The 12,989-nt window shown below is 68.4% G+C and carries 9 protein-coding genes and 5 pseudogenes; 9 read left to right on the forward strand and 5 right to left on the reverse strand.

The window, feature by feature from the left end; genetic code table 11:
- Positions 1-54: 54 nt before the first annotated feature.
- Positions 55-2,034 carry a heavy metal translocating P-type ATPase gene (locus OG972_RS42295; RefSeq protein ID WP_266991622.1) on the forward strand — a complete coding sequence of 660 codons (1,980 nt, stop codon included), beginning with the start codon at positions 55-57 and terminating at the stop codon, positions 2,032-2,034.
- Complete coding sequence (locus OG972_RS42300) at positions 2,013-2,429, forward strand: (2Fe-2S) ferredoxin domain-containing protein (protein ID WP_266991624.1); 417 nt, start codon at positions 2,013-2,015, stop codon at positions 2,427-2,429. The genes OG972_RS42295 and OG972_RS42300 overlap by 22 nt, the downstream gene beginning before the upstream one ends.
- Positions 2,430-2,452: 23 nt before the next feature.
- Here the strand turns inward: OG972_RS42300 and OG972_RS42305 are convergent, their stop codons facing one another.
- Positions 2,453-3,394: a DUF6000 family protein gene (locus OG972_RS42305; protein ID WP_266991626.1), complete on the reverse strand. Its 942-nt coding sequence runs from the start codon at positions 3,392-3,394 to the stop codon at positions 2,453-2,455.
- Between the two features lie 107 nt (positions 3,395-3,501).
- Between OG972_RS42305 and OG972_RS42310 the strand changes: the two are divergent.
- From OG972_RS42310 to OG972_RS42320, 3 genes and pseudogenes are all read left to right on the forward strand, one after another.
- Positions 3,502-4,496: pseudogene (locus OG972_RS42310) on the forward strand (IS5 family transposase).
- Positions 4,497-4,787: 291 nt separating this feature from the next.
- On the forward strand, positions 4,788-5,246 hold the full coding sequence (locus OG972_RS42315) for a hypothetical protein (protein ID WP_266991628.1): 459 nt from the start codon (positions 4,788-4,790) through the stop codon (positions 5,244-5,246).
- A gap of 4 nt (positions 5,247-5,250) precedes the next feature.
- Positions 5,251-5,539: pseudogene (locus OG972_RS42320) on the forward strand (hypothetical protein).
- Between the two features lie 525 nt (positions 5,540-6,064).
- Here OG972_RS42320 and OG972_RS42330 read toward each other — a convergent pair.
- Positions 6,065-6,472, reverse strand: a pseudogene (locus tag OG972_RS42330) (transposase); the annotation flags it as partial.
- A 71-nt stretch (positions 6,473-6,543) separates the two neighbouring features.
- On the opposite strand from OG972_RS42330, the gene OG972_RS42335 reads away from it, so the two are divergent.
- Positions 6,544-7,188, forward strand: coding sequence for an SMI1/KNR4 family protein (locus OG972_RS42335; RefSeq protein WP_266991632.1), 645 nt, complete (start codon positions 6,544-6,546; stop codon positions 7,186-7,188).
- 120 nt (positions 7,189-7,308) lie between these two features.
- On the opposite strand, the gene OG972_RS42340 is transcribed toward OG972_RS42335, so the two are convergent.
- Entirely contained in the window at positions 7,309-7,836 is a 528-nt protein-coding gene (locus OG972_RS42340; protein ID WP_266991634.1) for a GNAT family N-acetyltransferase, read from the reverse strand.
- A 424-nt stretch (positions 7,837-8,260) separates the two neighbouring features.
- Positions 8,261-9,732 (reverse strand): annotated as a pseudogene (locus OG972_RS42345) (IS3 family transposase).
- A 105-nt stretch (positions 9,733-9,837) separates the two neighbouring features.
- Between OG972_RS42345 and OG972_RS42350 the strand changes: the two are divergent.
- Together OG972_RS42350 and OG972_RS42355 are read left to right on the forward strand one after the other, a co-directional pair.
- On the forward strand, positions 9,838-11,325 hold the full coding sequence (locus OG972_RS42350) for an IS4 family transposase (RefSeq protein ID WP_266991636.1): 1,488 nt from the start codon (positions 9,838-9,840) through the stop codon (positions 11,323-11,325).
- Positions 11,326-11,582: 257 nt separating this feature from the next.
- The gene (locus OG972_RS42355; protein WP_266991638.1) at positions 11,583-11,876 is read left to right on the forward strand and encodes a hypothetical protein; all 294 of its coding nucleotides are present in this window, start codon (positions 11,583-11,585) and stop codon (positions 11,874-11,876) included.
- 51 nt (positions 11,877-11,927) lie between these two features.
- On the opposite strand, the pseudogene OG972_RS42360 reads toward OG972_RS42355, so the two are convergent.
- Positions 11,928-12,158 (reverse strand): annotated as a pseudogene (locus OG972_RS42360) (transposase); the annotation flags it as partial.
- Positions 12,159-12,299: 141 nt separating this feature from the next.
- On the opposite strand from OG972_RS42360, the gene OG972_RS42365 reads away from it, so the two are divergent.
- Positions 12,300-12,983: an alpha/beta fold hydrolase gene (locus tag OG972_RS42365; protein ID WP_266991640.1), complete on the forward strand. Its 684-nt coding sequence runs from the start codon at positions 12,300-12,302 to the stop codon at positions 12,981-12,983.
- The last annotated feature ends 6 nt before the right edge of the window (positions 12,984-12,989 follow it).

The following is a 12,989-nucleotide window of genomic DNA, read 5'->3' on the forward strand; positions in this document are numbered from 1 at the left end:
CTTGTCCCGGCTGCTGCCATCTCGTCATGCCGTCGTAAAGGACCCTCGTCTCCCATGCCCTCTACCTTGACCGCGCCCTCAACAGACCGGGCCGCGGCCCCGCGCGAAGGCGGTGCACCCCGCCGCTGCACCCGGGTCTTCGCCCTGCCCGAGGCGCGCTGGGCCGCTGCGGCCACCATCCTCTTCCTGATCGCGCTCCCGCTGCAGCTGACCGGTGCCCCTGCGTGGGCGTGGGGACCGCTGTACGCGCTGTCGTATGCGACCGGTGGCTGGGAGCCGGGGTGGGCGGGCTTGCAGGCGCTGAAGGACAAGACCCTCGACGTCGACCTGTTGATGATCGTGGCGGCACTCGGGGCGGCGGCGATCGGTCAGGTGATGGACGGCGCGCTGCTGATCGTCATCTTCGCCACTTCGGGCGCGCTGGAGGCGCTCGCCACCGCGCGGACGGCCGACTCCGTGCGAGGACTGCTGGACCTGTCACCCGCCAAGGCCACCCGCCTCGACACCGACGGAAGCGAAGTGATCGTCCCCGTCGAGGAACTCGCGGTCGGAGACACCATTCTCGTAAGGCCCGGTGAGCGAGTCGGCGCCGACGGCCGCGTCCTGGACGGCGCGAGCGACGTCGACCAGGCGACCATCACCGGCGAGCCGCTGCCGGTCGCCAAGGAGGTGGGCGACGAGGTCTTCGCCGGCACCCTCAACGGCACCGGCGCGCTGCGGGTGCGGGTGGAGCGGGACGCCTCCGACTCGGTGATCGCCCGGATCGTGCGCATGGTGGAGGAGGCGTCCGAGACCAAAGCGCCCACCCAGCTGTTCATCGAGAAGGTCGAGCAGCGCTACTCGCTCGGCATGGTCGCCGCGACCCTGGCCGTCTTCCTCGTCCCCCTCGCCTTCGGCGCGGAGCTGACCAGTTCACTGCTGCGCGCGATGACCTTCATGATCGTCGCCTCGCCGTGCGCGGTCGTCCTCGCCACCATGCCGCCGCTGCTGTCGGCGATCGCCAACGCCGGACGCCACGGTGTGCTGGTCAAGTCCGCGGTGGTCATGGAGCGCCTCGGCGAGACCGACGCGGTCGCGCTCGACAAGACCGGCACGCTGACCGAAGGCACGCCGCGCGTCACGGATGCCCGCCCGCTCACCGGATCGGGACTGGACGAGAACGAGGTGCTGACTCTTGCGGCGGCAGCCGAGCACCCGAGCGAGCACCCGCTGGCCCGCGCCGTCGTGGACGCAGCGCGCGAGCGCGGGCTCGACCTCCCTGTGGCGGAGGACTTCGACTCCACGCCCGGGATCGGGGTGACCGCATCCGTCGGCGGGCGGGTGGTCGCGGTCGGCGCACCGGCACGGCTGCTGGACGGATCCTCGGACGCATACTCCGCGCGGGCGGCCGTCGTCGCGCGCGAACTGGAGGACAGCGGCCGGACCGCTGTTCTTGTCACCGTGGATGGCGCCCCTGTCGGACTGCTCGCCATTGCCGACCGACTGCGCGCCGACGCCACCGCGACCGTGGCCTCGCTGACGTCCCTCACCGGGGCCGCGCCCGTGCTGCTGACCGGCGACAACCCCCGCGCCGCCGCCCGCCTGGCCGCCGAGGTCGGCATTGGCGACGTGCGGGCAGGGTTGCTGCCGCAGCACAAGGTCGACGTGGTCAAGGAACTGGAGGATGCAGGCCGCAGGGTGATGGTCGTCGGCGACGGCGTCAACGACGCCCCTGCCCTGGCGGCCGCCCACACCGGCGTCGCCATGGGCCGGGCAGGATCCGACCTCGCGCTGGAGACCGCCGACGCGGTGATCGTCCGCGATGAACTCCGTACGGTCCCCGCCGTGATCGCGCTGTCCCGCAGGGCCCGCCAGCTGGTCGCGCAGAATCTGATCATTGCGGGCGTCTTCATCGCCTGCCTGGTCGCCTGGGACCTGATCGGCACCCTGCCACTCCCGCTCGGCGTGGCCGGCCACGAAGGGTCCACCGTCATCGTCGGCCTCAACGGACTGCGGCTGCTGCGCGAGGCGGCATGGAAACGGGCAGTCCAGTGAGCCACCGACACAAGGATTCCACGCAGGCAGAGCCCCGGTGCACGGTCACCGTGTGCCGGGGCTGCTGCTGCGGCACGGACAAGATCCCCGGCGTCGACCACGCCGCCCAACTCGCCGCTCTCAAGACCGAACTGGCATCAAACGCCCGGGTCCGGGCAGTGAACTGCCTCGACGCCTGCGAGCAGGCCAACGTCGTCGTCGTACAGCCCTCAACGGCTGGACGGGCCGCGGGCGGGCGCCCGGTCTGGCTCGGGCTGGTCAACGCCCCGGACGCGGCCGCCGACATCGCGGCCTGGGTACGCGCCGGAGGACCGGGCCTCGCCGAGACGCCCGAGATCCTCGACCTGTACGCGTTCGGGCCGTCGCGCCGGGTGCGGCGGGCCATCGAGGACTGAGCGCGCTCGGCCGACCCGCCTTCTCATCGGGTGTGCAGTGCGTCGGCCAGATAGTCGTGGCTGTGCCGCCAGCCGTTCGGCCCCGGTACGGCGTCCACGAGGTGCGGGTGCCCATCGCGCAGGTTGGTGTGCTCGTGCTCGACGACCAGCCGATTCTTCGTCGGCCACAGACGCACCGCCAATAGTCCGGCCGTCAGGGCGATCGCACCCAGTGCGACCACCGCCGACTGCAGCCCCGCCTCCGCGCCCAGCCATCCGGCCAGCGGGTATGTCAGCAGCCAGCAGCTGTGCGAGAGGGAGAACTGGGCGGCGAACGCCGACGTGCGCTCCTCGGGCGGCGTGGAGCGGCGGATCAGCCGACCGGTCGGCGTGAGGACCATCGAGCAGGCGGCGCCGAACGCCGCCCAGATGAACAGCAGCGCGGGCCACTGCCAGCCGCCGCTCCCGGCCGCTGTGACGGCGCCGAGCGCGGCGAAGACCAGCGTGAGCAGCAAGGCACCGCGCAGCATCACCGCGCGGTCCGAGACCCGGTCCAGAACGCGGGGCAGAATCAGCGTCACGATCATCGAACCGCCTCCGTATGCGCCCAACGCCAGCGACACGAGCAGATCAGCGTCGCGCGCCGTTCCGAAACTGGCCAGGGCCACGCAATAGGCCATCCCAGCACAGCAAACCTCGCTGGCCAGGAGGAGTTCTCCGAGGCGCTCACGGAACTCGGTCCGGCGGGAGACAGCCACGAGCCATGCCGCAGTCCTCCGTTCCCGCCAGCCGCCCTCAAGAAGAGTGGCGATCTCATCCGCGGTGATGAGTCCCGCATCCTCGCAGAGATCTCGCATGAATCGGTCGTACTCAGGACTTCGCATGCGCAGCAAGCTGCCGCCGAGCTTCAGGTAGCGCCGCTCGGGCGTGACATAGCGGCGAACCAGGGCCAGCAGCTCAGCATCGTCGTGGGGATGGCATATCACACGGCCGATCCTGCCTCGCTGGTGCGCAACTAGGGCGTGTTCCAGGTTCAGATCACTGTTGGGTCAAATCGCTCCGCCGGAGTGGCTCGGGACGGTAGACATCCGGGGTGACGCGAGGCGATCTGACGGATGCAGAGTGGGAGTTGTTCGAGCCGCACCTGCCGCTCGGCGTGAGCGGACCGATCCCTGACCTGCGTAAACAGTTGAACGCGGTGATGTGGAGGTTCCGGACCGGGAGCCCGTGGCGCGACATCCCCGAACGCTACGGGTCCTGGTCCACCGTCTACGGCCGCTTCCAGAAGTGGGCCCTTGCGGGCACCTTCGAGACGCTGATGGAGCGGATGATCGCCGAGGCGGCCCGGCGAGGACAGGCCGATCTGGACCTGGTCAGCGTCGATTCCACCGTCGCACGCGCGCATCACCACGCGGCCGGCATGGCCGTCGACCCCGAGCTCCTGGAGGAACTGGTGAAAGCCGCCGAGGAGGAAAAGGGGCTCCAGCAAAGGGACAATCCGCCCAGGTGACGGTCGAAGGCGACCCGGTCGAGGAAGCGTTACGTGCCGAACGACGACGGATACACCGCCGCCACAAGGCCCGCCTGAAAGCTGCCGCGTTGGGGCGCTCGCGGGGCGGGCTGACGGTCAAGACGCACCTGGCCACCGACCGGCGGTGCCGCCCGCTGTCGTTCGTGGTGACGCCGGGACAGGCGGCCGACAGTCCGCGTTTCGCCGCAGTCCTCGACCGAGTCAGGATCCGTGGGCCGGTCGGTCGGCCCCGCACCCGCCCCGGGGCCGTCGCCGCCGACAAGGCGTATTCCTCCCGCGCGAACCGCTCCTACCTGCGTAAACGCCGGATCCAGGCGGTGATCCCGGAGAAGAAGGACCAGGCCGCCCACCGCAAGAAGCGAGGCTCGAAGGGCGGCCGCCCCCTCTCCCACGACGCCGAGCTTTACAAGGAGAGGAACACCGTCGAGCGCGGCATCAACAAGATCAAGGAATGGCGAGGGCTGGCCACCCGCTACGACAAGACTCCTACCAGCTACCTCGCCGGACTCCACCTACGCGGATCGATCATCTGGCTCCGGAGTCTCCGCCCCACATGATCCGAACCTGGAACACGCCCTAGGCCAGCCCATTCCTTGCGCTGCTCGTCCCAGGAGAGGCGACAACCTACGTGGCTCGTCATGCCCACCCGCACATCTTCGGCTCCTGCGGCGACCTGTCACCGGAATAGCGCGCCTACGGAACAAGTGCACTCCGCCAATACCGCTGCGCACCCAGGGCTGTTGCAACGCATGCAACACCGGCACCGGGCCCACCTCCGGCACCTACTTCGCTTCCCCGGCCAAGCACCTGCTCGCCGCCTGACCGCGCCACCTGAAGGAGAGATCGCTGTGACCGAGACTCTCACCCCGCCCGTCACCGGACTGCTGCCCGACTCCCCGCTGGCCGTCCTGTTCGACATCGTCGCTACCACCGCCCGCATCTCCCAGGATGAGGAGCGCGACGGTGCGGAGACCGCGGCCGCCGACCACGTCTACCGCGCGTACTCCGACACCCTCGGCAGGGCGCTCGAGGAACACGAGTGGACCGGCTACCCCGCCCTGCGGGACAACGCGTTCGAGCCGAGCGCGGTGGCCTACCTGGACGGCGGCCTGTGGCTGCACCACACCATCACCCACGACGTCCTCACGCTGATCGTCCCCTGCGCCTGCGGGCGCGGATACGTCGACTCGCAGCTGGAAGACGAGAACGACCTGCTGGAAGTCCTGGAGGAACTGCGCGGCACCAGCGGGCGCAGCGCGCACGACGGCGACACCGGCGGCCTGTACTGCGCCAGCACCACTGCCTGAGCCGATGCTCACCCGAACCGGTTCCCTGATGGCGGCCGCTGCGGTGCCCCTGGCGCGCGCCGCGGCCGCCACAGTCCTCAAGGCCGGCCACTGGGAGCTGTACGCCGACCGGCACCGCATCGAGCTGGCCCCCAGGCCCCGCCGGTCCTGCCCCGACTGCCGGGGCGCGGGCGGCTGGTGGACCAGCGGCCCGTTTCCCGGACATGGAGGCGTGCGGCTGCTGGTCCGACCGGCGCACGCTGCGCCTCCCGCTCCTGCTTGTCCCGGCCTGGCCGGACGAACCCCCGTTCTGACACAGCCTCGCCCCGGCCGCACAGGACCCTGTTGGCGAAATCAGATGTTGAGCCTGGTGCGAGCTGAAGCTCGCACCGGGCTCTCCTGTCCAGGCCAGTGCTGAGGTGCGAGGATGCGTAAGTGGTGACTGAAGCAGAGTGGGAACGAGTTCAAGGTGAGCTGCGTTTCGGTCAAGTCTTCACGGGCACTGTCGTCCGAGTGCCCAGGCCCGGGGCGATCGGTGTCTTCGTGGACATTGGCCTCAGTGTCGGAGGGTTCGTCGACGTCGGGCTTCTGCCCCGTCGGCGAAGCGAGGACTGGCCCGCCGAGGGAACAGTGACCGACTTCGAGGTCTGGTGGGTGCACAGCGATCACCAGCAGATACGGCTGAAGCCCTCTGACCCGCAGTACCTGTGCGAGGACTTCGCCGACGTCGTTGCCCGATTCAGGCCCAATTGGCCATCCGACATCGGCAAAGCCGTAAGGGGTCCGCGGCCATCAACTCCGTAGGCGTTGCTCAGCCCTCGCTCTGCTGAAGAGCCGCAAAAGTGTGAGACGCGCGTGCGGGCATGGGAGGTACCGGAGAGCCAGGCGTCGATGCGGGCGAGGTTGATCGCTGCTCCGGTGAGCTGGTGCTGAAGGCTGGTCTTGGTCAGGCCGCGATAGCGGGATCTGCGCATACCGCAGCGTTGAACGCCTTGAGCGATGGTGCCCGCGCCGCCGGCACGGATCTTGTACCGCTCTTTCCACTCGTCGGTTTGCTGGAGGACGCGAGTCTGTTGGAGGGCGTCGTACTCTTCGCGGGGCCGGAGCGTGATCTGTCGACGCTGCGTCGTTGGTGCGCTGAGGCAGTCGCGCCGTTGTGGGCAGGGGCGGCAGTCCAGAACCGAGAAGGCGACTCGAAGTACGGGCATCCGCCGCTGTGAGCTGTAAACGGCCCACGATTTACTGGTGCGACGGGGTCACGGCCACCGTCTGGCTGTTCCCAGGAGGTTGTCAGCACCAGGTGGCAGGATGCCGTGCCATGACCGCACTGATCAGTGAGTCGTGGACGCGAATCGAGAACTGGCTGGCCGAGCACGCCCCGGCGACCTACGCCGCGCTGGCGCCGCCCGCGGATCCGGCGGACATCGCCGCGGCCGAACGCGTCATCGGCCGGCCACTGCTGAAGCCCTTGGTGACGTCGTTGTCGCGGCACGACGGTCTCCTCGACCAGCGGGTCTCGCTGCTTCCAGGGTTCTACAGACCGATGAGTGCACGCGAGATAGCGGCTGAGTGGCAACTTTTCAACGGGTTCTACGACAAGCGCACGGCGGATGAGGAAGGAGAGGAGGCGGACTACGACTTCATGAAGATTGGGGCCAGCAACGTCCTGTACGGACATCCGCAGTTGATCCCCATCGCGCGGGACGTCCGCGGGGTTTGCCTCGTACTGGACCACCGTCCCGAGATCGACCGGGGGCGCGTCCACGAAGCCGAGGCCGAGCAAGGCCTTATGCGCGGATCACACGAGATGTGGACGTCCCTGCCGGTGCTCATGGAGACGATCGCCACGTCTCTCGAGACCAACCAGCCCCTCAACGACTACACGCCCGTAGTGGACGAGGAGCAGAGGCTGTACTGGGACTTCATACCGCTGCGCAGTGACCGGACCTTGCATCGGTCATGACACAGCAGCGGATAGTGAGGTCGGTGGAGCTTGCTTTGGGGCGAGTGATCATGGCCCCGTAAGCTTCTGGCGAGTCGGGCAGTCTGTGGACTGCCCGTTACCTGACTTCGGCGTATTAGTTTAGTCGCCGAGGACCCGCTCCCACAGCAGCCCGTCCCGCCAGCTCCCGTCGAGAAAGATCGAGGAGTGCGCGACGCCGTACGGGCTGAACCCGTTGCGGCGCAGGACCCGCTGCGACGGCAGATTCTCCAGATTGGTGGACGCCTCGGCGCGGTGCAACCCGAGTTCGTCCGTCATCACCCGGAGTACAAGCCCGACGGCGTGCCTGGCGTGCCCTTGATTCTGGGCGACGCTGGCGATCCAGTATCCGACGGAGCCGCGGCGCAGGTGCGGCTGCGGCAGGATGCCTCCGACGGTGACCTGTCCGATCACCTGGTCGTCGGCGAGCACCACGCCCGGCCAGACCGCGCCGGCCCGGTATCCGGCCAGCAGGCTGTCGATCCGCTCCGCCTGGCCCTCCGGGGTGAAGAAGTCGGCCGGCTGGGCCGGTTCCCACGGTCGGAAAGCCTCGAAGTCCCGCACCCGATGCGCGGCGATCGGGGCGGCGTCGGTGGGCTCGATCAGGCGGATCCTGGTGCTGCTGCGCATGGGCTGATCCTCGTCGCGGTGAGTCGGATGAGACGGCCAACCTATGCGAGGGTGCCCGCGCCGCCGCACCCTACGCCCGCCGGAGGATCGAGCCGATGCGCAGCTCGTGTTCTCGATACCCCTGCACGCAGAAAGTGCCTTCCGCTTGGACCGACGGAACCTCTCGACAAGGTTCATCGTCCCAGCTCAGAACAATGCCGGTGAGTTAGCGCGTCGGTGCAGGTCAGGCACTTGATGGTGCGGGGTTTGGGTGGGAATATCCCCTGGTGACGTTGCGTGATCCGTCACTTCTGGTGATGTGTCGGCGGAGGCCGGGACACGGCAACGGAGTTCCCGGTAGGACAGAAGATCGACCAAGATCCGACTGTCCGCGAGGGAACTCCGTTGCGGAACCTGTCAAAGCGATCAAGGCAGGTAGATCGTTCTAACGCTGTGCTGGGATCAGTGGGCCGTCTGGTGCCGGCTGGTTGATCCAGGCCGCTGCGGGGACCTTCGGGGGCTCTGGTGGCTTGCGGACGAAGCGTTCAGGGTGCTTCGCGTAGACCGCCTGGAGGACGTCGGCACGCATCTCGCGGAGCTGCTCGGCGAGACCGAAGTGCACGTCGTAGGGCGTGTGCAGGCCGATCCCGGAGTGCCGATGCTCCTCGTTGTACCAGGTGAAGAACTGGGTGCACCACGCCCGGGCGTCCTCGAGAGATCCGAAACGCTCGGGAAAGTCGTGCCGGTATTTCAGGGTCTTGTACTGGCTCTCGCTGTACGGGTTGTCGTTCGACATCTTCGGCCGCGAATGCGACTTGGTGACGCCGAGACCGGCCATCATCTGGGCGACGTTCTGCGCGACCATCGGGGACCCGCGGTCCGAGTGGATCGTCAACTGCCCGGGTTCGATGCCGTACTTGGCGATCGTCTCGGACAGGAACCGCTCGGCGAGGTCCTTGTTCTCGTGGGCGGCGATCATCCAGCCGACCGTGTAGCGGCTGAAGATGTCGATGATCGTGTAGAGGCAGTAGTAGACGCCCTTGACCGGCCCCTTCAGCTTCGTGATGTCCCAGCTCCAGACCCGGTTCGGGCCCTCGGCGACCAGCTCGGGAACGGTCCGGGGTGGGTGGACGGCCTGACGGCGGCGTTCACGGACCTCGCCATGTCGTCGCAGGAGCCGGTACATCGTCGACTCCGAGCACAGGTAGACACCCCGGTCCAGGAGGACCGCGTAGATCTCGGCGGGCGCCATGTCAGCGAACTCCGGGGAATGGAGCACATCGAGGACCCGTATCTCCTCCTCGGGTGCGAGAGCGCGGGGGTGTCGGCGCCGTTCCCGCCGCGGCTTGGCCGGGGCGGGGCTTCGGCGGTGTTGGCGGTAGTAGGTGGCACGGCTCACGCCGAGCGCGGCGCATGCCTGGACGCGTCCGACCAGCCCGGTGAGCTCTTCAAGGGCCTGGTTGCGGGCGGTGTTGAACGCCACGGCCGCGAACTGGGCCCCGGTCACTGGTTCTTCTCGCCGTTCCTGTTCGGGGCGCTGTCCGTGGCGAACTGGTCGAGCAGCGCGGAGAGTTTTCCCTGGACCTCGATGACGGTGCGGGCCTTCGCGAGGTCGGCTTCCAGGCGGGCCTTCTCCGCCTTCAGCTTCGCGATCTCCTTGTCCCTCGGGTCCGCCTTCGGCCGTCCGGCCGACGCGGCGAGCCCGTCCAGGGCGCCCTTGTCCCGCTGCTGCCGCCACGTCGTGATCAACGACGAGTACAGACCCTCCCGCCGCAGCAGAGCGCCCTTGCCCTTCTTGTCCAACGTCTCGTACTCCGCGAGGATCCTCGCCTTGTACTCCGCGGTATACCGGCGCGGACCGGTCGAACGGGCTTCTACCTGCGGATCAGGGGTCCCGTGGTCATTCGTGCTGGCCACCCGGGCACTACTCCTTCTCCGCCCTCGACTCAATGAATCATCCAGTATGCCTGACTCGATCTACTTTGACAGAGAGGGTTGGGTACTCAGTGTGCCATCGTCCGTATGCCGTCTGCCATCACCGAGGGCAGCCAGGCTCCGTTGAACAGGCTGGTGGCCCCCACGGACCGGCGCTTTGGCGAGCACGTCCGTCTCGGCGTGTTGACCGAGGAGATCAGCCCTGAACTGGTTGACGAGGTCGTGGAGTTGACCGGCTGCGGCGAGCGTCGCCGCCGGTTGTTGCCGGCCCGGGCGGTGATCTACTTCGTCCTGGCGTTGTGCCTGTTCAGCAGCTCCGACAGTGCCGGGCCGCCGGGATACCGGTCAGTCCTGCGCACGTTGACGGAGAAGCTGCGGCATCTGCCGGGCCTGTGTGTGCAGCGCTTGCCTACCAGTTCGGCCCTGACACGGGCCCGGCAGCGGCTGGGCGACAAGCCGCTGCAGGCCCTGTTCGAGCGGCGGTGCGGCACGCTGGCCACGACCGTCACTCCGGGCGCGTTCGCCTTCGGGCTGCGGCTGGTCGCCTGGGACGGCACCGCGCTGGACGTCCCCGACACCCCGGCAAACGCAGCTGAGTTCGGCTTCACCGGCAAGGGCGGGGTCAACCAGAGCGGACACCCGCAGGTCCGCCTGATGGCCCTGACCGAATGCGGCACCCATGCCCTGGTCGATGCGGCCTTCGACGCCGTGGCCAGGTTCAGCGAGCACAAGCTCGCCCGCCGGCTGCTGGCCTCCCTGCGACCGGACATGCTACTGCTGGCCGACCGCAACTTCGCCGGACACCAACTGTGGGGCCTGGCCCGCGCCACCGGCGCCCACCTGGCCTGGCGGATCAAGAAGAACCTGGTCTTCGTGCCGCTGCGGGTGCTGTCCGACGGGTCCTACCTGTCCATCATGCGCACGCCCGCGGAGAACATCCGCCACGGCCAGGCCCGCGCGGCCGGACGCACCCTGCCCGAGCCTCCCCGGGGACACCTGGTACGGATCATCGAGTACACCGTCACCATCCACCCGCAGGCCGGCCCACCCCGCACCGAGACCTTCCGGCTGGTCACCAGCCTGCTGGACCACCGCCTCGCCCCGGCCCACCAGCTGGCGAGGGCATATCACCAGCGGTGGGAGATCGAAAACGGATTCGCGGAACTGAAGAACAGCCTGCGCGGCGCCGGATTCATCCTGCGCTCCAAGGCGCCCGAGCTGATCTGCCAGGAGATCTACGCCCTCCTCACCGTCTACCAGGCACTATGCGCACTGCAGACGCGCGCGGCAGAACACGGCGGGACCGATCCCGACCGGATCTCCTTCACCGTCACGGTGCAACTCGCCCGGCTCACCGTCGCCGCCCAGGCCGCAACCGACGTCACCACGCTGGACACCGCCCGCCGCGAAGTCACCACAGAGCTCTTGGCCGCCCTCCTCCCGCCCCGCCGCAACCGGCAGTGCCAGCGCATCAAGAAGCCGTCCAAAAACACCTTCGAGGTCAGAAAACGGGACCAGCCCCGCACTCCCAGTAACGTCCGCTACACACTCAAAGTCACCAAGCACCCAACCTGACCTGCACCGACGCGCTAACTCACCGGCATTGCAGCTCAGAAGGCACTTTCGTATTTCCTCCCCGCTTCCGGCCTCATCTCAACCGAAACGGCGAGGTTAGGGTCAGTTCGGTCTGTCGAGGGCGAGGCCCGTCCCGGCGAGGGACCCGCCGAGGATGCTGTGCCGGTACTGCAGCGCCTTGAGCCGCGGTTCGGGCGACAACTACGACGTGCACGACACGGCGACGCGAACCGTCGGACACAACACCCCAACTGGGGGTGACACGACAGTGCACGACGCCTCTACAAGCCAGAGATAACTGCCTCACCCACACGGCCACGCAGGCGATCGTCGCCGGACTCGGGTCCCGCGCGCTGGGCATCCGGGTCCACCCCGGCGCGGCCGCGGCCGCGCTCGCCCTGTCCTTCGGCACGCACTACATCGCGGACCGCCGGGTGCCGGACCGCGGCCTCCTGGAGAAGCTTGCCGACAAGACCGGCAAGACCAACTTCTACCGGCTCGCCTCGCACGGCATGAACGGCGCTTTCTCTGAACTAAGGGCTGTCCCGTAAATGATCTCTGGGCCGGTGTGGACGTGGCTGTTCGCTGTGTGGCCCGCTCGCCTACCCGGCGAGGGCGAGGTTGTGCAGGCGGGCGATGCCGAGCATGGCGTGGTGGACGCCGTCGCCTTTGAGGCGGCAGTCGCGGAGGATCTTCCAGGTCTTCATGCGGGCGAAGACGTGCTCGACGCGGGCGCGGACCTGCTTGTGGGACGTGTTGTGGGCCTGTTTCCAGTCGGGCAGTTCTTCGCCTTTGCGGCGGCGGTGGGGCATCACGAGCCCGGTGCCTGGATAGTGCTGTGACCGCGTAGGTTCGCCGGGTTGGGTTGGGTCAAGCCGCCGTTTTCAAAGATCGCACTCTGACCGGAGCCCGGTGTCAGAGCCTCCCGGTAGCGTGTCGGCAACCAGATCCGACTCCTATCCGGGAGAACCACCGTGGACATCCTGCTCATCGCTGGCTTGTGGCTCGACGGATCCGCATGGGACGACGTCGTGCCCGAACTCACGGCGCTCGGCCACCATCCCGTGCCGCTCACCCTCCCAGGCCAGGGCGACGGCGCCGCCTCCGCAACGCTTGATGACCAGTTGGCAGCAGTGCTTGCCGCAGTTGACGCGGCGCCCGGAAAACCCCTGGTGGTAGGGCACTCCGCAGCATCGACCCTGGCCTGGCTGGCCGCTGACGCACGACCGGAGAAGGTGGCCAAGGTCGCCCTGATCGGCGGCTTCCCCGCCGCCGATGGGCGGGCCTACGCCGATCACTTCGCGATCGAGGGCGGCGCCATGCCCTTCCCGGGCTGGGATCCCTTTGAGACCGCGGACACCGCCGACCTGGACCAGCAGACCCGGGACCGCGTCGCGTCCGCCGCCCTTCCAGTCCCCGAGGCAGTCGCCACGGGAGTCGTACGCCTGACCAACGAGCGCCGCTTCGACGTCCCCGTTGTGGTTGTCTGCCCCGAGTTCACCCCCACTCAGGCCAAGGAGTGGATCGCCTCCGGTGAGAGTCCTGAGCTCGCCCGCGCTACCCACCTTGAGTACGTGGACCTCGACTCGGGCCACTGGCCGATGGCCACCCGCCCCCGCGAGCTCGCCCGCGTCCTGGCAAAGGCCGCCAACTCCTAGCGGTGC

Origin of the sequence: Streptomyces sp. NBC_01669 (assembly GCF_026339735.1) — a bacterium.
GTDB lineage: Bacteria > Actinomycetota > Actinomycetes > Streptomycetales > Streptomycetaceae > Streptomyces > Streptomyces yanii.

What these genes read in the sequence shown, in the direction of transcription:
- OG972_RS42295 (WP_266991622.1), top strand. Translation starts at nt 55, where the DNA reads ATGCCCTCTACCTTGACCGCGCCCTCAACAGACCGGGCCGCGGCCCCG.
- OG972_RS42300 (WP_266991624.1), top strand. Translation starts at nt 2,013, where the DNA reads ATGGAAACGGGCAGTCCAGTGAGCCACCGACACAAGGATTCCACGCAG.
- OG972_RS42335 (WP_266991632.1), top strand. Translation starts at nt 6,544, where the DNA reads ATGACCGCACTGATCAGTGAGTCGTGGACGCGAATCGAGAACTGGCTG.
- OG972_RS42340 (WP_266991634.1), bottom strand. Translation starts at nt 7,836, where the DNA reads ATGCGCAGCAGCACCAGGATCCGCCTGATCGAGCCCACCGACGCCGCC.
- OG972_RS42350 (WP_266991636.1), top strand. Translation starts at nt 9,838, where the DNA reads ATGCCGTCTGCCATCACCGAGGGCAGCCAGGCTCCGTTGAACAGGCTG.